The organism is Coleofasciculus sp. H7-1 (genome assembly GCF_057473865.1).
In genome coordinates this window covers 1-23678 of sequence record NZ_JBYCCT010000008.1, presented here as the reverse complement: position 1 = coordinate 23678, position 23678 = coordinate 1, and the positions used below count along the sequence as shown (strand labels likewise).

The 23678-nt window shown below is 46.9% G+C and carries 19 protein-coding genes and 1 pseudogene; 8 read left to right on the top strand and 12 right to left on the bottom strand.

Annotated elements, in window-relative coordinates; genetic code table 11:
• Positions 1–205 precede the first annotated feature (205 nt).
• The 3 genes and pseudogenes from mfd to AC2VDX_RS01500 all read left to right on the top strand — a co-directional run.
• Positions 206–3826, top strand: a complete 3621-nt coding sequence (mfd, locus tag AC2VDX_RS01510) for a transcription-repair coupling factor (protein WP_378172349.1) — start codon at positions 206–208, stop codon at positions 3824–3826.
• Positions 3827–4686: 860 nt separating this feature from the next.
• Complete coding sequence (locus AC2VDX_RS01505; RefSeq protein ID WP_378172352.1) at positions 4687–5055, top strand: Mo-dependent nitrogenase C-terminal domain-containing protein; 369 nt, start codon at positions 4687–4689, stop codon at positions 5053–5055.
• Between the two features lie 56 nt (positions 5056–5111).
• Positions 5112–5286: pseudogene (locus tag AC2VDX_RS01500) on the top strand (cupin domain-containing protein); the annotation flags it as partial.
• Positions 5287–5394: 108 nt separating this feature from the next.
• On the opposite strand, the gene cobW reads toward AC2VDX_RS01500, so the two are convergent.
• From cobW to AC2VDX_RS01485, 3 genes are all read right to left on the bottom strand, one after another.
• A complete protein-coding gene (cobW, locus tag AC2VDX_RS01495) occupies positions 5395–6444 on the bottom strand; it encodes a cobalamin biosynthesis protein CobW (RefSeq protein WP_378172355.1) in 1050 nt (349 codons plus the stop codon).
• A gap of 256 nt (positions 6445–6700) precedes the next feature.
• The gene (locus tag AC2VDX_RS01490; protein WP_378172357.1) at positions 6701–8731 is read right to left on the bottom strand and encodes an ATP-binding protein; all 2031 of its coding nucleotides are present in this window, start codon (positions 8729–8731) and stop codon (positions 6701–6703) included.
• A gap of 594 nt (positions 8732–9325) precedes the next feature.
• Complete coding sequence (locus tag AC2VDX_RS01485) at positions 9326–9469, bottom strand: hypothetical protein (RefSeq protein WP_378172360.1); 144 nt, start codon at positions 9467–9469, stop codon at positions 9326–9328.
• A 53-nt stretch (positions 9470–9522) separates the two neighbouring features.
• Between AC2VDX_RS01485 and AC2VDX_RS01480 the strand changes: the two genes are divergently transcribed.
• Positions 9523–11112, top strand: a complete 1590-nt coding sequence (locus AC2VDX_RS01480) for an eCIS core domain-containing protein (protein WP_378172363.1) — start codon at positions 9523–9525, stop codon at positions 11110–11112.
• A gap of 12 nt (positions 11113–11124) precedes the next feature.
• A complete protein-coding gene (locus AC2VDX_RS01475) occupies positions 11125–11544 on the top strand; it encodes a hypothetical protein (RefSeq protein ID WP_378172366.1) in 420 nt (139 codons plus the stop codon).
• Positions 11545–11651: 107 nt separating this feature from the next.
• Here AC2VDX_RS01475 and AC2VDX_RS01470 read toward each other — a convergent pair whose 3' ends face one another.
• The gene (locus AC2VDX_RS01470; protein WP_378172369.1) at positions 11652–12008 is read right to left on the bottom strand and encodes a transposase; all 357 of its coding nucleotides are present in this window, start codon (positions 12006–12008) and stop codon (positions 11652–11654) included.
• A 221-nt stretch (positions 12009–12229) separates the two neighbouring features.
• On the opposite strand from AC2VDX_RS01470, the gene AC2VDX_RS01465 reads away from it, so the two are divergent.
• Positions 12230–13027: a DUF4058 family protein gene (locus tag AC2VDX_RS01465; protein ID WP_378172372.1), complete on the top strand. Its 798-nt coding sequence runs from the start codon at positions 12230–12232 to the stop codon at positions 13025–13027.
• A gap of 147 nt (positions 13028–13174) precedes the next feature.
• On the opposite strand, the gene AC2VDX_RS01460 is transcribed toward AC2VDX_RS01465, so the two are convergent.
• Positions 13175–13450, bottom strand: a complete 276-nt coding sequence (locus tag AC2VDX_RS01460) for a type II toxin-antitoxin system prevent-host-death family antitoxin (RefSeq protein WP_378172403.1) — start codon at positions 13448–13450, stop codon at positions 13175–13177.
• Positions 13451–14033: 583 nt separating this feature from the next.
• Here AC2VDX_RS01460 and AC2VDX_RS01455 point away from each other — a divergent pair.
• Positions 14034–14495 (top strand): DUF4332 domain-containing protein, encoded by a 462-nt coding sequence (locus AC2VDX_RS01455; RefSeq protein ID WP_378172375.1) that lies wholly within the window; start codon positions 14034–14036, stop codon positions 14493–14495.
• A gap of 139 nt (positions 14496–14634) precedes the next feature.
• Here the strand turns inward: AC2VDX_RS01455 and AC2VDX_RS01450 are convergent, their stop codons facing one another.
• The 4 genes from AC2VDX_RS01450 to AC2VDX_RS01435 form a co-directional block, all read right to left on the bottom strand.
• On the bottom strand, positions 14635–15354 hold the full coding sequence (locus AC2VDX_RS01450; RefSeq protein WP_378172378.1) for a biliverdin-producing heme oxygenase: 720 nt from the start codon (positions 15352–15354) through the stop codon (positions 14635–14637).
• Between the two features lie 651 nt (positions 15355–16005).
• Entirely contained in the window at positions 16006–16701 is a 696-nt protein-coding gene (locus AC2VDX_RS01445; protein ID WP_378172380.1) for a fasciclin domain-containing protein, read from the bottom strand.
• A gap of 123 nt (positions 16702–16824) precedes the next feature.
• Entirely contained in the window at positions 16825–18420 is a 1596-nt protein-coding gene (locus tag AC2VDX_RS01440; protein ID WP_378172383.1) for a gamma-glutamyltransferase family protein, read from the bottom strand.
• Between the two features lie 35 nt (positions 18421–18455).
• Positions 18456–19166, bottom strand: coding sequence for a DUF2259 domain-containing protein (locus AC2VDX_RS01435; protein WP_378172386.1), 711 nt, complete (start codon positions 19164–19166; stop codon positions 18456–18458).
• Between the two features lie 334 nt (positions 19167–19500).
• Here AC2VDX_RS01435 and AC2VDX_RS01430 point away from each other — a divergent pair, with 334 nt between their 5' ends.
• Positions 19501–20259 carry a ferritin family protein gene (locus AC2VDX_RS01430; RefSeq protein ID WP_378172389.1) on the top strand — a complete coding sequence of 253 codons (759 nt, stop codon included), beginning with the start codon at positions 19501–19503 and terminating at the stop codon, positions 20257–20259.
• 330 nt (positions 20260–20589) lie between these two features.
• On the opposite strand, the gene AC2VDX_RS01425 is transcribed toward AC2VDX_RS01430, so the two are convergent.
• The 3 genes from AC2VDX_RS01425 to AC2VDX_RS01415 all read right to left on the bottom strand — a co-directional run.
• The gene (locus tag AC2VDX_RS01425; protein ID WP_378172406.1) at positions 20590–21462 is read right to left on the bottom strand and encodes an aldo/keto reductase; all 873 of its coding nucleotides are present in this window, start codon (positions 21460–21462) and stop codon (positions 20590–20592) included.
• Between the two features lie 283 nt (positions 21463–21745).
• Positions 21746–23122 carry an IS4 family transposase gene (locus AC2VDX_RS01420; RefSeq protein ID WP_378172409.1) on the bottom strand — a complete coding sequence of 459 codons (1377 nt, stop codon included), beginning with the start codon at positions 23120–23122 and terminating at the stop codon, positions 21746–21748.
• Positions 23123–23265: 143 nt separating this feature from the next.
• Positions 23266–23678: transposase (locus AC2VDX_RS01415; RefSeq protein WP_486928079.1), on the bottom strand; the 413-nt coding region annotated here is incomplete at its 5' end.

The window sequence follows — 23678 nt, the reverse complement described above, 5'->3', positions numbered from 1 at the left end:
GAAAACCAGATCACCGACGGGTTCACCCCGACATCGGAACCTGGGTTTCCCCAAAAAAGCAGTAGCTATAGAGAAAGTAGCATTTTGTGTAAAGCAGAAATCTATCGGTAGAGCAGTCTCGATTTGAACTGCCTTCTAAAATGATGGAGTAGGGAGGTATACTCCTGCCTTTTTCTCAGAACGAATTAAGCATTTCCTCCAACTGATGGCATTTTCTTCTATTATTCGTGCCTTAGGGCGATCGCCTCTGACGACAGAACTCCTGTCTAAGCTCAACCAACAACGGTATCTACAGCTCAACGGAATTCCCCGTTTGCCAAAGGGATTGGTGGCTTCTGCCCTCGCGCAAGCCCAAGGACAGAATTTGTTCGTGGTGTGTGCCACCCTGGAGGAAGTCAGCCGCTGTTGCGCTCAACTGGAAGCAATGGGTTGGCAGACGGTACATTTTTATCCGACTTCTGAAGCGTCGCCCTACGAGCCATTCGACCCCGAATCGGAGATGACTTGGGGACAGATGCAGGTATTGGCAGACTTAGTTAGGACTGAGGTGACAGGACTCAGGACTGAGGTGACAGGACTGAGGACTGAGGTGACAGGACTCAGGACTGAGGAAATCGCTCAGAAGTCAAAAGGAAATCCCACGCTCAGTCCTCAGTCCTCAGTCCTCAGTCCTCAGTCCTCAGTCCTCAGTCCTCAGTCCTCAGTCCTGAAGATGGCGGTTGTGGCGACGGAACGGGCGCTGCAACTTCATTTGCCGCCTCCTGAAGCTTTTAAGCCTTACTGCGTCACCCTGGAACGCGGACAGAGTTGGGATTTAGACGCCTTTAGCAAGAAAGTGGCAACTCTGGGATACGAACGGGTGCCTTTGGTGGAAATGGAGGGGCAGTGGAGTCGGCGCGGGGATATTATCGATGTGTTCCCGGTGGCGGCTGAGTTGCCGGTGCGTTTGGAATGGTTTGGGGATGAGCTGGATCAGATGCGGGAGTTCGATCCGGCGACGCAGCGATCGCTTGATAAGATTGAGCGGCTGGTGCTGACTCCGACTGATTTTAGTCCGATTGTTCGGGCGGCTTTGGAGGCGATGAACCGCGAAGACGCGAAGAACGCGAAGGAAGAGAGGGAAGAAGAACAAGAAAAGAGTACGCGGCGATTGTTGGGGGTAGCTTTTGAGCATCCAGCTTCTTTGTTGGATTATTTGCCGGAAAATACGCTGATTGCGATTGATGAACCGGAGCAATGTCGCGCCCATAGCGATCGCTGGGTGGAACACGCCGAAGAACAATGGGCAATTGCTAATGATAATGAACAATTACCCAAAATCCACCGCAATTTTGATGAATCTTTAGCGGCGGCGGAATGCTTTAAGCGGCTGTATTTATCTGAACTGGTTGAATCCTCAGTCCTCAATCCATCGTCAGCACTAAATTTGGCTAGTCGTCCGGTTCCGGTAACGCCGCATCAGTTTGCTAAAATTGCGGAAACTTTGCGGAAGGAGCGCGATCGCAGTTTCTCGATCTGGATCGTTTCTGCACAGCCTTCGCGTTCGGTATCGTTGCTACAAGAACACGATTGTCCGGCGCAATTTGTCCCCAATCCCCACGATTACCCGGCGATTGACAAGTTGCAAATTCAGAAGACGCCAGTGGCGGTAAAATATTCGGGGATCGCGGAACTAGAAGGATTTATTCTGCCGACTTTCCGGTTGGTGGTGGTGACAGACAGGGAGTTTTTCGGACAGCATTCTCTGACAAGTCCCAGCTATATCCGCAAGCGTCGTCGTGCGGCGTCTAAGCAAGTCGATCCCAACAAGTTGCGCCCCGGTGATTATGTGGTTCATCGAAATCACGGGGTAGGTAAGTTTCTGAGGCTGGAAAGTCTTACCGTTAATAACGAAACCCGCGAGTATTTGGTGGTGCAGTACGCGGATGGTTTGCTGCGAGTGGTGGCAGATCAGGTGGGTGCGATGTCTCGGTTTCGTGCCACTGAGGGGAAACCGCCGGAACTGAATAGAATGTCCGGGAAGGCGTGGGAATCTACTAAGAATAAAGTCCGCAAGGCGATTAAGAAGTTGGCGGTGGACTTGCTGAAGTTGTATGCTCAGCGATCGCAGCAACAAGGTTTCGTTTATCCAGCGGATTCGCCTTGGCAGGAGGAATTAGAAGATTCTTTCCCCTATCAACCGACGCCGGATCAGTTGAAGGCGGTGCAGGATGTGAAGCGGGAAATGGAAAGCGATCGCCCGATGGATCGGTTGGTGTGCGGTGATGTCGGTTTCGGCAAGACGGAAGTCGCCATCCGCGCTATATTTAAAGCGATTACCGCCGGGAAGCAAGTTGCTTTCCTCGCCCCAACAACGATTTTGACTCAGCAGCACTACCACACCCTAAAAGAGCGTTTCGCCCCTTACCCAATTGAGGTGGGTTTACTTAACCGCTTCCGCAGTGCTGAGGAACGCCGCAATATTATCAAACGACTGGCGACGGGTGAATTAGATGTCGTCGTTGGCACTCACCAACTCTTAAGTAAGGAAATTCGTTTCCGAGATTTAGGGTTGTTGGTGGTGGATGAAGAACAGCGATTTGGCGTCAACCAGAAGGAAAAAATCAAATCTCTGAGAACGCAGTTGGATGTGCTGACTCTCAGCGCCACGCCGATTCCCCGGACGCTTTATATGTCACTGTCGGGAATCCGCGAAATGAGCTTGATTACCACGCCGCCGCCGTCTCGGCGTCCGATTAAAACTCACCTGGCATCATACGATCCCGAAGCGATCCGCACGGCGATTCGTCAAGAACTCGACCGGGGGGGACAGGTGTTTTATGTAGTGCCGCGAGTCGAGGGAATTGAAGAAACTGCCACGAAGTTGCGGGAAATGGTGCCAGGAACCAGACTAGCGATCGCTCACGGTCAATTAGACGAATCTGAGTTAGAAGCAACGATGCTTGCCTTCAGCGCTGGCGAAGCGGATATCCTCGTCTGTACCACGATTATTGAATCCGGTTTAGATATCCCCAGAGTCAACACAATCTTGATTGAAGATGCCCATAAATTTGGTTTATCCCAGCTGTACCAATTGCGCGGACGGGTGGGACGTGCTGGCATCCAAGCTCACGCATGGCTATTTTATCCCAAGCAAAGGGCGCTCTCAGATGCCGCACGGCAACGGTTGCGAGCCATTCAGGAATTCACTCAGTTGGGTTCTGGCTATCAACTTGCCATGCGCGATATGGAAATCAGGGGCGTCGGTAATTTATTGGGTGCGGAACAATCGGGACAGATGAATGCTATTGGTTTCGACCTTTATATGGAAATGTTGGAAGAAGCGATTCGGGAAATTCGCGGACAGGAAATTCCCCAAGTTGACGATACGCAGATTGACTTGCAGCTGACGGCGTTTATCCCTGCTGACTACATCACCGATTTGGATCAAAAGATGAGCGCTTACCGTGCAGTGGCGGCGGCGAATTCTAAGGAAGAATTAGTGAATATTGCCGCAGAATGGAGCGATCGCTACGGGAGTATCCCCAAATCTGCAACTCAGTTGCTGCGGGTAATGGAACTGAAACAACTGGCGAAAAAACTCGGCTTCAGCCGGATCAAACCAGAAAGCAAACAACACGTTATCCTAGAGACACCGATGGAGGAACCCGCCTGGAACTTGCTCAAAGACAATCTGCCACAACATCTGAAAACTCGCTTTGTCTACACCCCTGGTAAAGTCACCGTTCGCGGTTTGGGCGTCTTGCCTGCCGATCAGCAGACGGAACATCTGATTACTTGGTTGGGTAAAATGCAAGGGGCACTCCCAGAACCGGCACTCGTCTAATTTAGCTATCAGTTTCCAGGGTTGAAGGATTGAAGGTTGTATACCAAAGGATAGGGCAAGTAGTGGCGTGACACAGAAGAATGTAAGTGCATTACGTAGGGAATGGTTGAGGCACGAAACCCAACTTTCTCTCTAGAGGGTGTTGGGTTTCGTGCCTCAACCCAACTACCAAATATTCACTATTTTAAGTGTGCCACGCCAGTAGGTAGCGTTAAAACTTCTTCCTTTCCCTCTGCAAACTTTTTGTTACTTTTGCTACCAATCCTCTATCAATCTCAGGAAAGATAATGAACGAATTGCACTCAAGAAAATTACCCCGTTGGATACTTTCGCCTTGACTGAATACTTAGTTTTAATGTAATTAATCAATGCAGTATCGCCAAGCTAAAAACTAACTCCTGAAAGACTATCCAAATCTCGGATGTGTAGGCTATGTAGGCTGGGTTGAGTTCGCGAAACCCAGCACTGATGCAGTCGGTTGGGTAACGCGATCGCTCTACCCAACCTACAATTTTTAAAGGATTTCAGGAGTTTTGGATAGTCTTGCCGCAACTAACTCTCTTAGGTCAGAATTTTCGGAACATTTGTTTAACTTATCTAATTCTGTTCCTCTAGATTTGGCTTGGCGTTGCGTTTCACGATTGCAACCAGTCGAGAAATAAACTCAATTCAGTCTCTAAGTCAATGCCAGCTTAGGTAGTTTGACGTGCCATTTGTTTAATTGCTGGTTATTTCATCAAATCTTTAAAAATCCTGATAGAATTTGTTCGTAGTTTTATGAAACATTTCTTTAGGGTTTGTATCTTGGAAATAAGGATGAGCAAATACTCAAGCAACTGGAAAACACAAGGGTGAACCTAATGAGTATGATCTGCACAGACAAACAGCCGAATACCCTACAAAGTATTGCCCTCGCTTCGGCAGAGAGCGTACAAGCAGCTAAAGTCGTTCGCTTGCCCAAAAAGCCGCAATTCGATGTACTGCGCCCACTCCGTCAATGGCTGGACGGAATTGAGATTTCTGACCGAAAGCGGGCTGAGTTTCTCGCCAAGGCGATTCCAGCACAGTGCCCCTTTGAGCGCGATATCAAGCTATTTGGTCACAAAGTAGGACATATTCCTCCGTTGTGCAAGCTGAATCCGTTTTACGACCAACTGGTAGGCTTGCGTTTTCGGGCGCTTTGTTATCTAGTCGATCAATGTGGTGTGGATATCCAGTCCTACATCTAGAAAAAACTAGAGCAATTTGTGCTAAGGCAAGCATACGCTCATCAGGCGATCGCCAGATGGAAGTAAAGGTTGAGCATCAACCCAGTCAATCGCACCTCAACCAGTTGGGCGTCTTTGCTAGGTCCATTTGGATGAAAGAAGTTTCCGAATTTTCCTGGACTTATGACAATCCGGAAACTTGCTAGTTTTTAGAAGGGGATCGCTGTAACGCCGGAAGATCGACAGCCAGTGTAGAGGGCAAAAGGCGACTTAGTAACGTTTCCCGCCAGGATGCTTTGCACTTGCAAGATTTAGAGCAACGTTTGAAAGCATTATTCAGTTTGGATAATTTGAGAGATTTCAGCCAGGTAACGCTGCCAACTGCGACTCAATTTCATCGGGATTGAGCTTCTGACCAATAAAGACTAACTGAGTTTGCCTGGTTTCCTCTGGTTGCCAGGGACGGTCATAAAATTGATCGAATCGCGTTCCCACTCCTTGCAATACCAGCCGCATCGCTTTGTTGGGAACTGCCACAAATCCTTTGATTCGGTAGATTTCCTGTTGTTGCACCAACGCTTCCAACTGTTTTTGCAGCTTCTGGGGATCGAAAGTACGGTTTAAAGTCACCTGAGTTGAGGTAATTTCTTCGTCGTGATCGTGGTCTTCTTCAGTGTCGTGATGACTAGGACGATCGTCTAAGTTGTCTTCTACGGCACTCTGGAAGCCCAGGAGAACCTCCGGATCTAATTTTCCGCGATCGCTAGCTACCATCTTGACAGCACGAGACAGTTCTCGTTCAATCAAATTCACTACCTCAGCCTGCTGCGTAGCATTCACCAGATCGGTTTTATTCAACACCACCAAATCGGCACACGCCAGCTGATCTTCAAAAAGTTCTTGCAATGGCGTTTCGTGTTCCAGATTGGGATCTTCCTGGCGCTGTGCGTCCACGGCTTCGGGATCGCTAGCAAATCTCCCCGCCGCCACCGCTTCGCAATCCACCACTGTAATGACAGCATCCACCGTCGCTGCATTGCGAATTTCAGGCCAGCGAAATGCCTTCACCAGCGGCTTCGGTAACGCCAATCCCGATGTTTCAACTAAAATGCAGTCCAGGCTATCTCTGCGCTTCAGCAGTTCTAGCATCGTCGGCAAAAATTCTTCCTGAACCGTACAGCACAAGCAACCATTGGTCAATTCAACAATATTGCTGGTGCTGTCGGCGTCTTCTTCTGGACAGTAGCCGCAAGAACGCAGCAATTCGCCATCAATCCCCAGTTCGCCAAATTCGTTGACTAAAACGGCGATGCGGCGTCCTTGATTGTTCTGTAGCAGGTGGCGGATTAGAGTTGTTTTACCACTCCCTAAGAAGCCGGTAATCACAGTGACGGGAATTTTTGTAGCCATTGTTGGAAAAGTGTTGAGTTTTGAATTAATAATTCAGTACCAAGGCGGCGAGGGCGGATCTTTAGTAATTATTTACGAGTGCCTTGTATACACGATTGACTATTCTAGGCTGAAAGCTGAAATTTAGCTCGATTGCGCGATCGCTCCAGTTCTTCAGGACTTACGCAAAGCTTATACATATAGAGTTTTTTCGGGTTCAATCCCCAGGGGGATTGCGGTGGCAGATGTGGTGATATTTGCGTAAGTCCTGTCTATATTAGATCCAGCCTTTTATCTCAGCATCAGTAAGCGATCGCTCCAACTTTAAATATTCGCTTTTAGCCGCTTGCAGAATATGTTTCATCATCACCGCTTCTCCCGCATCAGCAGCTAGAAAAGCAGCATTCAACGCAATATTACGAATATTTCCTCCCGCTACATTCAACCTGCCCAACTTTTCTGCATCTAAACCCTCTGTAGGAGTTTGACTGGGAAAAATACGCATCCATATCTCAGATCTGCCTTTAGCATCCGGAAAGGGAAAGGGAACCACAAACCTGATACGGCGCAGAAAGGCTTGATCTAGAGAACCTTTAAGATTAGTCGTCAGAATAGCCAAGCCCTGGTATGATTCCATGCGCTGGAGTAGATAGCTGACTTCGACATTAGCATGGCGATCGTGGCTATCTTTAACCTCAGTGCGCTTGCCAAACAAAGCATCCGCTTCGTCAAATAGCAAAATTGCGCCCCCAGTTTCTGCCGCATCAAATATCCGCCGCAGGTTCTTTTCTGTCTCGCCAATATATTTACTAACGACAGCACTCAAGTCAATACGATAAAGGTCAAGACGCAATGACTGCGCCATTACCTCTGCTGCCATAGTTTTACCCGTACCAGAAGCACCAGAAAATAGGGCACTGATGCCTAAACCCCGACCTCCTTTACCAGCAAACCCCCAGCCTTCGTAAACCTTAGCGCGTTGTCGGACATGAGCGCTAATATCCCTAATCGTCTGGCGTTGTTGTTCGGGCAATACCAAATCTTCCCAGCTAGCTGTTGATTCAATCCGTTGAGCCAAATCATCTAAGCGCGGGCGTGCCATTGCGCGACAAATATCCCACAACTGATTTTGGATTTTGGATTTTGGATTTTGGATTGGAGATTCAGAATTCTCCACCTCTTCCCCTCTGTCCAGTTCTCCCTTAGCTTTCAAACAGGCGGCTACGATTGTGGGAGTGCTGAGGTTAAACTGAGACGCTAACGCCTCTACTTGCCCATTCAGTTCAGCCGCAGCAGTGCCTAAGTAAGAGTTCCAGATAGCTAGTTGTTCGCTGTGAGTCAGATGGGGGACATCAAAAGTGATGAGGGGGCGTTGGCGTGGATGCTGTCGTTCCTGGCTACTGACAATTAAGGGGCTGTTAAGGTTCTCAATGAACTGGGAGACGGCAAACTCTCGCAATGTATCAGCCTGATTCACTTCATCGCAGTTGAGAAAGAGGGCGCTGTTGGTCAAGAGGGCTTCGCGAAACCAGCGCTGTATTAAGTGATGGAGTTCGTGGGGGTTGGTAGGAAGGACAGACGCTTCCATCACGTTCAGGTTAAACCCTACACGAGTACAGGCATCTACGGCAATAGAGTATTTGGCGCTCACTTCTGAGCCACACAGTTGCACGATCGGAAAGCTGGATGTACCGCTGACATCAGACCAAGTACCGATTAGCTGTTGTGCCAGCTTTTGGTGTGAGGGTGGGAGAGGTAGGTTGCGATCGCTCTCGAATGGGATGGGCTTGACAATGCCTGTTAGTTGGTCGTCTAGGCAAGGTTCATCTAGGAGATAGCACAGGATACGTTTGTTAATTTGGATGGGAGATTGAGTTAGCGTCTGCGAGGTGCCGATTTCAATTAGCCCCCAGCGTTGTAAGGGGCTTTGGGATGCTAGGACGCTCCAATGGCTGTTAGGTAAGATTGATAATGCCAAGCTAAAGGTAGGGTAATTTAGTTCTCGGATTCCTTGGGCATCCGCACACAGAAATTTAAAGTTCGGGTCTAATTCCATGCCAACGCACAACAGCAGGATGTCGCGCTCAAAGGGGGACAGGCTGAAGATGGTACATAAATTCTCTAAGGCTGAGGGGATGCTTTGGTCAACAACTGTTTCTGGGGCTAATTGTCTGTCTAATTCTGCTTGGGCTGACTGTTGTTGTAAACGAGAAATATGATTTTCTAATCGCTGACGAACTCTATCTACTGATGCCAGCAAATCTTGAAAATTAGTTTGATATCTATTGGAGAGTGCTGAGGTATTCATATTTCTTTACTTTGGCAGCTCAACGGTGAATCTAAAGTTTTTATAGCGACAATATTAAGCCATATTTAAATATTTATTTAAACTGAACTGCATAATCTATAATATTTTCATAAATTATCAATTAATCTCTAACGCGAGGAAAGTTGGGGAAGAATATGTATACAAATACACAAAAGAAAAGTTCTTCGTTCAGTCCTATTTCTACTCAGAAAAAAAATAATGGTTCTGATGGTTCGCACTCTTTTTCTGTCCAGCCTCAACAGGAGATAAATTCCTCTTCAGAGCAAGAAAGACCAAGTTATTCAAGGAATGCGGCGGACACGCTAATCGCCAATGTGATGCCGTCTATGGAAAGTAAGGAGCAGGGGGAGGAGGCGGCAGGACAAAAGGATCAAGGGGCGATATCGGTAGCAGAGGTGGTGATGCGGATGCCCTCGTTGCCGATTGCGCCAGCAGGGTCAGTTGCCCAGCCCTTGGGGGATATGGGGATTCAACGGCAATGCTCGGAGTGCCAGCAGCAAGAGCAAGAGCAGGGGTTGGAAGAAGGAAAAGACTCGGATGAGATGTCGTTGAGGGCGCTCGTCCAAACGAAGCTTACCGTTGGAGCGCCAGGGGATAAGTACGAGCAGGAAGCTGACCGGATGGCGGCGCAGGTAATGAGGATGTCCGTCCCTGCGGCTCCTTCGCCTCAAGTGCAGCGGTTTGGGGAAGAGGGCAACCCAGTTCAGATGTCGTCATTGATACGGTCAATTACGCCTATCGTGCAGAGGCGAGTGGATGAGCAGGTGCAAATGCGATCGCTCGTACAACGAGCATTTCAAGCGGGTGGGAGTGAAGCGTCTGGGGATTTAGAAGGTCGTTTGAATGCATCTAAGGGTGGGGGTTCGGCTTTAGCACCGGAAGTGCGATCGTTTATGGAGCCGCGCTTTGGTGCTGATTTTAGCTCGGTGCGGGTGCATACGGGTGGTGAAGCGGTGCAGATGAATCGGGAATTGGGTGCTCAGGCGTTTGCTCATGGGAGTGATGTTTATTTTGGGGAAGGGAAGTCGCCAGGGAATAATGAGTTGACGGCGCATGAGTTGACTCATGTGGTGCAGCAGACGGGGAGCTTACAGCGAAAATGCCCTGCCTGCCAAGAAGAAGATAGTCAGATAATGCGAAAAGGAACTGCGGATGACTCAATCAATACTTCACTAGCCAGCAATTCTGCTCCAACAACTGAGTCTATTCTCCAAATGCAAGGATTAGGAATTCGAGGGCAAGGTGCTCAACGTGAAGAAGATAGTAGTAAAAAGGATAACAGTTCTGCACAGCTTTCTATTCAAACAATATCTGAACAGAAAGTAATGAGAAGTCTTGCGTTTGATAGTACAGTCCAGATCTGCCGTAGAGTATTAACAACTAGAAAAGTTCAGGTTTCTCAAGGCGGGTTAAGGGTCGTTCTTGCTTTAAAGCCACTGAAGACAGAAACTCCTAATTGTCAAAATCATGACTTTGGAATCACATTGACTAAATCTGTAGATTTGTGGTTCGACAATGAAATTGCAACTTGCACAGCCAATACGGTGGGAACAAAGTCATTTTCATTTAGCAGTCTTCCCTCAGGAACTTATTATTTGACGATTTCGCGTACTTTTGATCACCCGTATTGTTGTATTGAAGGTGATATTTTTGTTTTTGATGAACCTATAAGCGGAGACTCTTCTAGTTGCGTACGTGATAAAGATCCTTCCGCTATGGATATAGTTCATGGAGCATTGGACATTGCTGGATTTATACCAGTTTTAGGCGCTATTCCTGATGGTGTCAATGCTGCTATCTATGTTGCAGAAGGTGATTGGACGAATGCAGGAATAAGTGCATTCGCCATGATTCCTGCAATTGGAGATGGAGCAAAGGCAGGAGTCATGGCAGGTAAAGCTGTCGTCAAAGTGTCTGAAAAAACGGCGCTTAAATTAGGAGAAGAGGGTTTAGCAAAAGCCTTTAAAGAAGCGAAAGCTGTGAGTAAAGCTGAAGAAGCAGTGAAAGCTGCATCAAAATTAGAAAAAGAGGCGGCTGAAAAGGCTGCAAAAGAGGCTGCTGAAAAAGCGATACAGGCGAAAATTAAAAAATGCTTGGAAATTTATGCGGCTAAGGAAGCATTAGGCACCTGCAAGGGTTGTAAGGGAACCGATACCCCCGCAGAACGTGCTGCGAAGATAGCTTGTATTACAGCTGAAATTGGTTTCAGAGAAGCTTACTTGAAAGAAGGCTGCGATGATGTTTTACTAGAAAGCATCGCTCGAAAGAAAAGAGGTGACGATCCTGAAGGAAAGCACAAGAAGGCATTAGCTGAGAAAATACTAAGTTTAGCTAGATGTGGCACCTTACCTACTAAATGAGAAAGTCATATTATGGAACTACCGACTAAAGATGAGATTAATGTTTACAACTCTCTAGATGAGATCACAGCATGTAAACATTTCCTCAACAAGACTTTGGAAGAGGTTGAAGTCTTATTTCGTGAAAGCAGTTTAGCTTATGGGCAAGATCTAGTATGGATGGGACCTAGAGCTTTTGATTTCTATCTCCAGGCTGTGATCAACTATTTACAAAGCGACTATTCTGCTGATGATAACGATATCGTCAATTGCTTATGTTCAGTTATAGAATATAGGTTGCAGGAAGAAGGGTTTTCATTGGTTCGTGATAAGGTTAATACGATAATTGATTATGTGATAGCCAATTACGATAAATTTGAAGTTGATACCAATATATATGGTGATTTACTAGAGAAATATAAACAACTTTATAATAAGTTGAAAACTGTATAACGAGCGCCGATCTTATAAGGCGTGCTACTTCATTAACGATCAACTTCATTGATTAAAAGAAGAAGTGCGATCGCTGATATTGTAGGGTGCGTCGCGACGCACCCTACTTATTCGCCAGCGCCCCAACTTGGTGGTTCAACGCTTGTACCGTTTATTCCCCAATCTGGCGCATATACTTCTGCTGCAATCAATCGATACAGACTATAAAACTGCCAGTGTTGAGGAACCTGACATAACCCATGCGCTACAGAATTGTAGTGAATATAGTCGCAATGTCGGGTAAAGTCCTCTTCATCACGGATCAAATGCTCCCAAAACCGCCGTTGCCAGAGATTCCTTTCCCCTCGTTTTTGTCGAGAGGCACAAACAGCTAAAGGGAGAGCAAGCTGATTACCGCATTGCTTGATAACAAAGCCTTTGATTAAACGCAATCGTGCGATCGCCCGTAGATTGGGTTGAGGCAACGTTACCCAACATTTGCATGGGTTATGCGATCGCTATCCCATCCTACAACTCAAGCTCATATCTAAGGCGATCGCTTATTTTGCTCAAATGGTGGAGTGCAATCGCCGATCTTGTAGTGCGATCGCTCCTCTCCCGTAGGATGCGTTCCTTTATATGTGCAAAACAGCCCATCTCGATAAATCAGCTACGATCAATAAAATAGTGTTTCTGCGATCGCACTATGTCTTCCCCCTTTCCTGGGATGAATCCATACCTTGAAGCACCCCAACTATGGTCAGAGTTACATAGTAGGCTAATTGTCGCGATCGCAGATGCCCTCAATCCCCAAATCCTACCTAAATACAGGGCGGCGGTTGAACGCCGCATCTATGAAATCAGCGATGGGGAGTCTGTCTTAGTTGGAATTCCCGATGTCAGCGTCACTCAGGGAATAAGTCGCCCCAGCCAAGACGAAATCTCAAACAACATAGGAACGCTGATACCGCAGCCCACTATTGTTACGTTACCAATGCCCGAAGAGGTTCGCGAAAGTTACCTCGAAATCCGCGAAATTGAAACCGGGTTAGTTGTCACCGTCATCGAACTCCTCTCACCCAAAAACAAGAAAGCCGGTCCAGGACGCATCGCCTACGAAACCAAGCGCCAACAAGTTCTACGCAGCCTTGCTCATCTCGTGGAAATTGACTTACTCCGTGCTGGTACGCCTATGCCCATGCTGGGACAATCTGCACCATCTCTTTATCGTATCCTGATAAGTCTTGCTCACCAGCGTCCTCGTGCTAACTTATATTCTTTATCCTTACAAACTCCAATTCCTATGTTTAAAGTTCCTCTTCGTAGAGGAGAGAGTGAACCCACACTAGATTTACAATGTTTAATTCACGAGGTATACGATCGCGCTGGCTTTGCCTTTGTCATTGACTACAATCGTATGCTTTCACCGCGTCTTACTCAAGCCGATCAAACCTGGTTGACCGAACATCTGCAATCTCAGGGTTTAATAAACTCCTGTGATTAGGCTGAATACTCAAATAGCGTCAAAATAGCTATGGTCAGAACATTAACCCGTTGGACTGTCAAAGATTACCATCACATGATTGAAAGTGGTCTCTTGGCAGATCGGCAGGTTGAACTGATCGACGGACCATCAAGCTTTGCCATGCACTCAGCCGTTACCATCCAGCATAGCTAAATGCTTGAGTTCTGCTATAAAAGTCTCTGAACCAACCATCCGCGAGGTTGAGAGGGCAACTTGGGCTTGCTGACCGAACACTAAATCCTCCAACTGAGCTAGTCGGTTGATTAGTTGCTCATAGTTTTCGACCGACATAATTACGTAACTTGGTTGTGATTCTGTTGTGAGCAAAATTGGTTCAACAGCAGCTTGGCTTAAAACTTCACTGCGGGTATTTTGAATTTCAGTAACATAAAAATGCCGCATTTTTGACATTTGCCCAAGAGCTTTTCACCTTATTGTAGTGTAAATCATTCATCGTTTGAGTGCGATCGCTCGCCTGTAGTTTGACATTTAAATAATGGGTGGACTGTACCGTTAGAGTGCCTACCTGTAGGGTGCGTCGAGACGCACCCTACAGGTAGGCGATCGCTTTCACCTCGCTCAGGAATCAGCAGAGGGTGCGATCGCCAATGTTGCCTCTATAGGAAGCGATCGCAACGCCAATACCGTGTCACCCCCTCAAGGTTTGATGCCATGATTCTCTACAAACCCTAAAAGTATCAAGCTTGGTTCAATAGTGTTCTCGAAATAAGAAACTCAAACTCTAGTTAATTTAGAAAATGAATTTTACCCTTACGTTTCTCTGAAGAAGTAAATAATTTTAGGTAATTTTATATCTGAAATTTTAGGCAATTAAATCGTTAGTTGCTGTATTATTCACCATTTGATAGAGTAGAAAATATTACCTCCCAAGCGGGATGTGACTTTCTCGGTGTGTGGAAGCGCTGATACAACCCATGCAATCTTGTAGATAACTCAAAAAGTCCATGCACTAGGAATTCGGAAAATGAAACCTGTTCATCCCTCGCGTCCAAATCGCTTCATTCCTAGCAATTGGCAAATCGAGCAACTGCCTGGATTAAGCGCTGAAAATCAAGCTCGATTAATAGACTGTGGCATAAAAACCACCCTGCAACTACTCCAGCAAGCCAATAGCCCGGTGCAAAGACAAGCCTTAGCTGCCCAGTTACAGATTCATACTCAACACATTAATAAATGGGTGGCTTTGGCGGACTTGTCTCGCCTTCCGGGTGTGGGTTGCGAATATTGTGGACTGCTACTCCATGCGGGGATCGCTTCTCCTGCACAGCTTGCCCAGATGCCCCTTGGTAGGATACATCAACAAATTTTGCGATTCCAAGTCGCCACCCTACAACGCCGGGATCTATGTCCCACGCGGGGCGCGATCGCACAATGGATTGAACAGGCGCGTGCAGCTGCGCGATCGCCTTCCTGTAATCTCGTCTAAGGGACATTTCCTATCGCCAAGATGCCCTATAAAAGCTGACAATCCTGAAAGCTTGATGATAATGGCTTCACCATCACCCAGCCTCCAGGATTGTAAAAAATCGTGTGTTGTGGTCTAAGAGTCTTGAGGGAACGTAAACTTATTGTTCGGCGGTGGCGAGATCCGTGCTACCGCGACTGCGTTTGCGTGTCAGCGTGTTGAACAGCATCTGACCAATTGCCTTGATCAAGTTGCCATTTAATTCTTGGAACAGCTTCATATTCATGCCAAAAGCAGCATTGGCTTCATCCACAATCTTTTCGGCTGTGGCGTCATCAATGGGCAGATCGTTCATCGCTTGGCGATAGGTTGCCTTGAACGCCTTTTCATCGTCAATGTCTTGAAATTCGTAGAAAGCAGTCCCTTGCCCATCCGTGAGGTTCATCGCCCGTTGAGCAATGCCTTTGAGGATTTGACCGCCGGATAAGTCGCCAAGGTAGCGGGTATAGGAATGGGCAACTAACATTTCTGGGGCTGAAGTAGAGACTTCCCGAATGCGCTGGATGTATTCTTCAGCGGCAGGCGAGGCAGAGATTTGTTCGCGCCAGTTGGTACCGTAGTAGTAAGTGAGGTCTTGTTCTAGGCTCTTTTTCCGGTTCAGCTGGGGAAAATAAATCTTAGACAGAATGGGGTGTTGCCGGTGCCGTTCCATCTCTTCTTCCATTGCTGAATAGACGAAGTAGAGGTTCTTTACCAGATTCCGGTAAGAGTTCTTTTCAACAACGCCTTTTAAAAAGCACTTGACAAAACCGACGTTTTCTGCCATCGTGTGAGATTTTTTGGTTCCCTCACGCAATTTGGTTGCTAAATTGCTGGTCATGCTAAATTTCCGATCCTTAAGGTCTACCGAGGAGCGTACCGATCTTTTTCACGGCTGAAAACCGCTAAAACGTTAGATTAGACTGATTTGCTGAGAATTTTTATTAAGAATTTTAAAGATCGGCGGCTGTAGAAGGCACGTCGCGCGGAAGCAAGGCGGCTACGATTTGGGATTTTAGATCGGACTAAAACGCAGCTACAAGGCAGCTGCTAGGCTTTGCCCTAAAATTATAGAATTTCTCGTTTTCTTGGGGATTGGGGAAAGCCACCCACTAAAAAGGGCGGGTTTCCCCACCCCTACAGGCTAATTAATTCCTCATCATTACCCACACATTTCAAAAGCTTGAATGCCAAAGTTTTAAATCATGAAATTGAGGTAGATACATCTGGTTGAAAGAAAGCTTCGGGATCTATAGCAATCCTATTTGAGTTGTGAACCCCTGTAGAGACGCGATAACCCTTGTCTTTACACTAAGGCGAATACTCGCTTTCTGTATTTCTCCTTCCTTGAAAAGGGGGGCTAGGAGGGATATAACAAAATTGGCTTTACTTTTCGATCCACCCAACCCCCCTTCAAAAGGGGGGCTAAGAAAAAGTTGCACATGGCGTTAACAACAGCAACTTTAGGCTTTGTTGCAACAACTTTGCCGTACTACTGTGCTGTCTGATTGGAACCAAGACTTGCTTGAATATCTGGAGGCAAAATTACTTTGTCAACAACGTGGATGACGCCGTTGCTGGCTGGAATATTCGGCTGGATCACCTTGGCGTTGTTTATCGTAATTTCGCTGCTGGTACTATCAACTTTGATGGTGACGGGGGTACCTTCAACAGTTTTCACCTCTCCTGATTTCAGTTCGCTAGAAGAGATTTTCCCTGGCACCACATGGTAGCTCAGAAGCTTGATTAAGGTTTGTTTGTTTTCTGGTTGCAGTAGTTTGTCCACAGTACCGGGTGGTAAGGCGGCGAAAGCTGCATCAGTCGGTGCAAATACCGTGTAAGGCTTGTCCCCAGTTAATTGGTCAGTCAAGCCTGCTGCTTGCACTGCTTTGGTGAGGGTAGTGAAGGAACCATTGCTGGCTGCTGTTTGTGCCAATTCTCCCAGGTTTTTGTTTTCGGTTGCAGCACCGTTGGCTTCAGCACTGGGTGAGGTGGTAGGAGAAACTTCAGCACTGGGTGAGGTGGTAGTAACAGGCGCTTCAGCAACTGGTGATTCGGTCGTTGCGGTAGAATCGCCAGCAGGAGCTTGGCTGGTCGTGTCTGCACCAGGCTGACCGCTGCAAGCAGAGAGAACTACCAAACTCCCAACACCGATGACGCTGAACAACAATTTTCCTAAACTTTTCATGAATGACCTTTTGGTAAAGATAAATTACACAGCTATTTACAAAAGTTAATAATAAATAGACCAAGAGCCTCTCAGTCTGGGGAGGTATTTAGGGATGCGATCGCGTCTCTCTAATGAAAGGTTTTACCAGGCTAATGCCAGCCCATCGGCGCGGGGTTCGGAGGCGGCAACCAGTACCCCGCCTTGCCGCAAGATGATCTGACCCTTGCCAAACATTCCTGGTTCTGCACTGATTTGGATATTATGACCCCGTTCAGCCAGAGCTAGAGCGATATTCCGGGGCACCATCTGTTCTAAAAGCACTGTCTTTCCAGCAACAAACCGCCATCTGGGTGCATCCAGCGCTGCTTGGGGATTCATTCCATAGTCTAGGAGGTTGACAACGACTTGCAGATGTCCCTGCGGTTGCATAGGTGCCCCCATGACGCCAAATGGCCCCAAGGGTTGATTGTCTTGTGTAAGAAAGCCGGGAATAATGGTGTGAAAGGGGCGTTTAGCGGCTCCCACTTGATTCGGGTGTCCCGGAGTTAGAGTGAATCCCGATCCCCGGTTTTGCAGGGCGATGCCGGTATCGGGAACGAGAATGCCGCTGCCGAAGCCACTGTAGTTGGATTGGATGAAAGAAACCATCAGTTCGCCGTCAGCCGCCGCTAGATAGACGGTGCCTCCCTTGGGTAAACCGGGCTGAGCGATCGCTAAAGCTTCTTTTTCAATCAAACAGCGCCGTTCGTCAGCATAAGCTTTGTTTAGGAGGTGTTCTACAGGCACCTCCATAAACCGAGGATCGGCAATATATTGATGTAAATCGGCAAAAGCCAGCTTCATCGCCTCAATTTGCAGATGGTAGCTAGAAACTGATTCGCGGGGGTAATCGGACAGGGGATAACCTTCCAGAATATTTAAAGCCATCAGCGTGGCGATGCCTTGAGTGTTGGGAGGAATTTCCCAGACGGTAATGCCCCGGTAGTTGGTGAAAATAGGCTGCACCCACTCACAGGAGTGCATTGCCAAGTCAGATGCTGTCAGAATGCCCCCGCTTTTGGCGGCATTAGCGATTTTTTCAGCAATTTCCCCTCGATAAAAGCTTTCCCCTTCAGTTTGGGCGATCGCTCTTAGCGTTTTGGCATGAGCCTCACTCCGCCAAATTTCCCCGGCGGCGGGTGCCCGATTTCCCGGAAAAAATACTTGTTTAAACGGCTGAAATTCCGGCGCAATTAGCGGCAAATATACTGCCTCGGCTCGTTTCCACGCCCGTGCCGTCTCCGGTGACACTGGGAAACCTTCTTCAGCGTATCGAATTGCTGGTACAAATAGCTGCTCAAACGGTAGCTTTCCCCAACGTTTCCATAATTTTTGCCATCCCGACACAGCACCCGGTACGGTGACAGTCAGCCAACCCAGATTGGGAAATTGTTCCATCCCGGCAAAAGTGTCTAGATTGAGATGCTGGGGACTTTTCCCGGAAGCATTCAAGCCGTGCAATTGCCCATCCCAAACTAAAGCGAAAGCGTCTGAACCGATGCCGTTGGAGGTGGGTTCAACCACCGTCAGCGCGATCGCCATCGCGATCGCTGCATCCACCGCATTTCCCCCAGCCATCAGCATTTCCATCCCAGCCAAAGCCGCCAGAGGTTGGCTAGTTGCCACAGCACCTCGCTGCCCCATCACCACTCGTCGGGCACTAAAGTAGGGATAATCGGTTAAATTTTCTGGCGGCATTGCATTTTTAAAACGGGCAATTTATAGCTGGAAATTCAAAGCGGGAAACTCTGTACCAAAGTCGTCTGTACCGCTCCCTGTTCAGCAGGTTCGATCGTATTCATTAGAATAACCGCACTCCGTCCATTTGGAGCTAAACGCACTTCTCTGAGCGTATATTTCATCGTCCGATCGCGGTATGTATTCAGGCTGCTCAGGGTACGTCTCCGATTGTTGTAAATAATCTCAAGTTGCAGCGCCGCCCGATCCGTATCCGCATTTCCCCCATACGCAACTGATGGTATATATTTTTGCCGCATCAGCACCTGTAGAGGATCTTTTTTGTTCTTCACTAAAAAGGTATAAACTTCGCTTCCATCTGGGTTGGTGACGCGAGAAAGAGCTGGCAGCCTTCTTCCTGCCGCCGGACGATTTAGTTTTAATTTGTACCGAATTACTGCTGTTTTTTTGAGTAATTCTGTCTCAGCGGCTTTAGTAGTTGAATTTGAAGATTCCTGAGTATTTTCAGTTTCTATACAGCCGTATTCAACGCAAGAATTTGTAGGCGCATTCACAATTTGTAATTGTGCTTGCGGAGCTTCTGTAATCGGGTTTCGATAGCTTTCTAGGTAGATATAGTGACGGCTATCGGTTGAAAACCCCGATAGTCGATGACTGGTTTTGAAAATTTCTGCGAATGCGTCTGAAGATATGAAAATAGTCGCGATCGCGGCGAAACTCAGTGAAAATACGGACAAACCTTTCATTGTAGTTTTAATTTTTTGAATGCAGAGATTATTTGATTTTAAATTTTAAATCTAGGATTGACAATTTCTTTTAAATTAGCGAAACACTCAGTTTTTGCTAAAGCGTTGCCCGATCGACTAAACTCTTCCACAGCATCAAATCTCCAAGCGGCAACTGCAAAAAATACTTCTTTTGGAGGATGCATTTGGCTATTTTAGTTGAATAAATCTAGAAAATTTATAATTAGCGATCGAACACCGCATTGGCAACAATAAAAGCATCCGTGACTACTCATCTAAAAAAACAGCGATAGAATAGCATCCGTTAGCTCTAAACACTCAAGAAAATTTCAGCATGAACTTTTTTACCTACCTTTTGCACTTAGCCGGATCGGGTGCTGGTGCTTACATTGGTGCCCGCCAAATCCGCGATCCCCTAACGCGCCCAAACGTCCTCGCCGGGTTCCAACTGGCAGAATCAGGTTCAGTTCCATTTCTGCAAGCATTGAGCGATCGCGCCGCCGCTGAAGGCGATACGTGGCTAGCTGAAAAACTTGCTCGCCACGCCTCCGATGAAAAGCGTCACGGTCAAATTTTTGCCCAAGCGCTGAAGCGGCTTAACAAGCAAGTCATTGACTTCAAGAAAGCCGCTGAAACCAAGCCAGAGGCTAAACCGGATGAACGCCGCCGCAGTCCCTTTTTTGAAGCTTACTTTGAAGGATACTCGCAAGAAAGCTTGAAACCGCAGAATATTGACTGGGTGGTGTTCATGGGTAGCACTTATATCCTAGAACTAGATGCCAGCAAAGACTTCGTTCGCATGGCTAATGTGTTACCAGAGGACGAACCAAATAGTGTCAGTTTGAAAAAGGGACTCCTGAGTATCGCCCACGACGAAACCGGACACGCCGCTTATCTTTTAGAAGCGTTAAAGCGTCGCCTCCCAGATGCAGCGGTAGAAGAGATTATGGATACGTGGCGGACTCACAAGGTGAATGCTTTGTTGGCAATGGTGACGAATCTGATGCAGAAAAGCGGACAGATGTCTTCACTGGTTCAGGATGGCGTTCCCACAGAAATGTCTGAGGAAGATTCAGAACTAGCGGTGGCTTAAAACCCTAGTAGGGGCTTTCGCATTTGCGCGAACACCTCTATCGTTACAGCCAGAGTTTTTTCACCTGACATCTGGCACCATTCTCAATAAGCCGCCAATCCAGCCCGGAACTCAAGTTCCGGGCTAACAGAATCAAGTCCACTAAAGTGGACTGAAGTTCTTCCTCAGTCCACTTTAGTGGACTTTATTTTATTAGCCAGGGGTTCAAACCCCTGGCTGGCGGCTGGCGGCTTTATTTTATTAGCCAGGGGTTTGAACCCCTGGCGGCTGGCGGCTTAATGTGATAGGTGCAAGAGTTTTTTCACTCGAATGCGAAAGCCCCTACTGTAATTAGGATGCTGTAGCGCGGTCAATTTTTGCTACTTCCTCATCAGATAGTTGCACATCGACAGCACGCACAGAGTCCTCAATGCTGGAAACTTTACTTGCGCCGGGGATAGGCACAATGGCTGGAGATTTTGCCCGCAGCCATGCTAGGACAATATTGTAGACAGAAACGCCTTTTTCTTGGGCAAGTTGAGCGATCGCATCAATATCTTCCAAATTGCTCACGCGACGGCTACCACCCAACGGACTCCAAGGCAAAAACGTCAGTTTTTCCTTCTGGCAATACTCCAGCACCCCATCATATTCTGGCTGACGATTCCAAGGATTGTACTGGTTTTGCACGGAGACAATCTCAACCACATCACGGGCGCGTTTAATTTGCTCTACTGAAAAGTTGGAGACACCGACAAACCGGATCGTTCCTTGTTCCACAGCTTCTTTTGCTGGTTTCAGTGACTCTTCAATCGTGTAGTCTGTATCGGGTGCGTGGTATTGCCAAACATCTATCGGCTTCTGTCCCCCCAACGCCTCAAAGCTGATCCGAATTGTCTCCCGCAGATGCTTGGGGTTGCCGTTGCGCGTCCAGCTACCATTGGGGCGCATCAGTCCGCCCTTGGTGGCAACGATAACATTACTCTTATCGCCAGAATAAGAGGAAAGCGCTTTACTAATTAAGCGTTCGTTGTGATGCTTATCTGATTCATCTTTGCAGTAGGAATCAGCGGTATCAATCATTGTGACGCCCAAATCGAGGGCGCGATGGATGACTTTTATTGATTCTGATTCTGGAGGTCTGCTACTTAAAGACATTGGCATTCCACCCAGAGCGATCGCGCTTATTTTGACACCCGTATGTCCCAGTTCTTTCGTTTCCATCATTAAACCTTGCTTTCGTCTTCTACCCCTTCAATTGATTAAAGATCGCCGAATGGAAATCCTCTGTCTGACGGTTAGTTCTTTCGCGCCAGCGAGACACTCGGCAAACCTAACCCCCTAACCTCCTTCTATCCATTACCCACATCTTTCTTAACATTTCTGTAAGGTAGATACTGAGGGGATGGCAGAAGTAAATAAAGACGGCATGATTGACAAAAGAAACAAGAAATGAATATTAGCGTTGCCGGTAGGGTGCAGTCGGTCAAAGAGCGGGCGTTAACTATCAACAAGGAGAGGGGGAATATGAGTGGAGAAGTTTCCAGGTAGCGGCAATATCGTGTAATCGGCGCAATCCACGCCAAATAGTTTTTACCCCAGGTTCACCATCACCAATTCGCCCCAAAAAGTCACCAAGAGTTGCAATCATTCGCACAGCTGCTCCTAAAGACGGTGGTTTGTCTGGTGGAATAGAATTATGGTTGATAGTCGCACACAAAGATTGCCATTCACTCTTTTCTAAAACAGCATCACATGGTAAATCAGGATTAACTCGTGAAGAGTAAGTCAGCCATAACAACCGCCAAGCCACAATTGTATAAGTAGCCAGTGCCATCTGAATGCGGTCGGCGGTTTCCAATTGTAATTTTTCAATCCCACAACCACTTTTTAATGTGTAATGATAGCGTTCTATTAACCAACGGTAGGTATACCATTCAATACAACGTGCTGCCTCTTCTAAACTATTAATTTCCCAGCTAGTAATTAACAACCAACTAATCGGATTAATTCCTGTGGGTGGATTTTCTTCTGCTGCCAGAATGATTTGTAAACTAATAGGTTTTAGCTGTGAACGCCGGATGTGATGTAATGGTACTTGGATATCTAAACTGGTGAATCTCATTGTTAATACCGCCGTTCTCGCACTAGGTTCTGGAGACCGTTTAACTTCTACTGCCAGGGTTCCAGATGGTTCAATTTGGCGTATGGCTTGATGTAGATATTTAGCACAGTGGTTGACTTTGCGATTGTGAGTACCGCGAATGAGCAAGTGGGAATTTTCGGAACGTTTGAAACTGAATAGGTCAAATATATCTGCTTCTGAGTCGCCTATTGTCACCACTTGAATCTCTGGTGGTATCAACTTTTGTGTTAACTCTAATCCATCTAACCAGCGTTGACTTTCTTTTTGTTGGGTTTGCCGTTGACGACGTTTTTTAGCAATCCCTAAATTTTCTGGTTCTCTTGCCCATACTCGCTGTTCGATAATCCCTAACGGGACTCCGTTACTTGTCGCTGCCAATGTTGAATGTACTTTCAATCCTGATGATTGGGAATGGTCTAGATAACCCACCCCTTTAGTTTTTGGGTGGTTTGTTAAATCTATGCTTGTTGTGTCTTGTATTGCTAATACTATCTGATCGTCTTTAACTCTTTCAATTGTCCTGGCTATATGGGCACGGCGAATCTCACTGGCGGAAAAATATGGTGATTTCCAAAAATTATATGCTGCCTTGGTTGCTGCCACATTTTCACAGGCTTGTGGTACGCTACTAGCCGGTTGCGCTGCCAAGTCTTCTACTATACGTATTAACCGCTTGTTTCGACGAGCATCTCCTAAGTCTATCTGCGCCAATTCTTGGGCTGCCCACTTTTCCCTGATCCCATTACCCGCTTCTCTTCTCTCAACACTATACTTATCAAGCCTTTCACCATTATGTTAAGTCTCTTGTTTAATTGTTAAGAAAGATGCGGGTAATGGATAGCCCAGAAGTGTTGAATCCAGACATAAAACTTCATGAAAGATTAGACAAGCATATTGGGCAGTAAATCGTAGCTCCAATGCACAATGGAACAGCGGCGGCTCAATTCTAATTGCAAATAGCGAAATTTATCCAACAATCGATGCCCATAAAAAGCAGGAATTTCCATCAACTCTAGAATCACATAGGCAATTAATACCATATAGATTTGCATCCTGACACCGTTGACATTTTTAGTAATCAATCGGTCGAGTTTAAGATGCATCTTCAAAAACTTCCAAAGAATCTCAACCTGCCACCGCTTACGGTAGATTTCACTAATCTCTTCATTCGTTAAAGAGTCCAAATTAGTCGCTAACCGAAACTCACTGCGACTCTCTAAATCGCCAAACCAAACCACGCGATACCGCTGATGGTCGAGTTCAGTCTTCATATTATTTTTGATTCGCACCACAA

Excerpts from the sequence above, each read along its gene's own strand:
- mfd (WP_378172349.1), top strand. The coding sequence starts at position 206 with ATGGCATTTTCTTCTATTATTCGTGCCTTAGGGCGATCGCCTCTGACG.
- AC2VDX_RS01505 (WP_378172352.1), top strand. The coding sequence starts at position 4,687 with ATGAGTATGATCTGCACAGACAAACAGCCGAATACCCTACAAAGTATT.
- cobW (WP_378172355.1), bottom strand. The coding sequence starts at position 6,444 with ATGGCTACAAAAATTCCCGTCACTGTGATTACCGGCTTCTTAGGGAGT.
- AC2VDX_RS01490 (WP_378172357.1), bottom strand. The coding sequence starts at position 8,731 with ATGAATACCTCAGCACTCTCCAATAGATATCAAACTAATTTTCAAGAT.
- AC2VDX_RS01485 (WP_378172360.1), bottom strand. The coding sequence starts at position 9,469 with ATGACGACATCTGAACTGGGTTGCCCTCTTCCCCAAACCGCTGCACTT.
- AC2VDX_RS01480 (WP_378172363.1), top strand. The coding sequence starts at position 9,523 with ATGCGATCGCTCGTACAACGAGCATTTCAAGCGGGTGGGAGTGAAGCG.
- AC2VDX_RS01475 (WP_378172366.1), top strand. The coding sequence starts at position 11,125 with ATGGAACTACCGACTAAAGATGAGATTAATGTTTACAACTCTCTAGAT.
- AC2VDX_RS01465 (WP_378172372.1), top strand. The coding sequence starts at position 12,230 with ATGTCTTCCCCCTTTCCTGGGATGAATCCATACCTTGAAGCACCCCAA.
- AC2VDX_RS01460 (WP_378172403.1), bottom strand. The coding sequence starts at position 13,450 with ATGCGGCATTTTTATGTTACTGAAATTCAAAATACCCGCAGTGAAGTT.
- AC2VDX_RS01455 (WP_378172375.1), top strand. The coding sequence starts at position 14,034 with ATGAAACCTGTTCATCCCTCGCGTCCAAATCGCTTCATTCCTAGCAAT.
- AC2VDX_RS01450 (WP_378172378.1), bottom strand. The coding sequence starts at position 15,354 with ATGACCAGCAATTTAGCAACCAAATTGCGTGAGGGAACCAAAAAATCT.
- AC2VDX_RS01445 (WP_378172380.1), bottom strand. The coding sequence starts at position 16,701 with ATGAAAAGTTTAGGAAAATTGTTGTTCAGCGTCATCGGTGTTGGGAGT.
- AC2VDX_RS01440 (WP_378172383.1), bottom strand. The coding sequence starts at position 18,420 with ATGCCGCCAGAAAATTTAACCGATTATCCCTACTTTAGTGCCCGACGA.
- AC2VDX_RS01435 (WP_378172386.1), bottom strand. The coding sequence starts at position 19,166 with ATGAAAGGTTTGTCCGTATTTTCACTGAGTTTCGCCGCGATCGCGACT.
- AC2VDX_RS01430 (WP_378172389.1), top strand. The coding sequence starts at position 19,501 with ATGAACTTTTTTACCTACCTTTTGCACTTAGCCGGATCGGGTGCTGGT.
- AC2VDX_RS01425 (WP_378172406.1), bottom strand. The coding sequence starts at position 21,462 with ATGGAAACGAAAGAACTGGGACATACGGGTGTCAAAATAAGCGCGATC.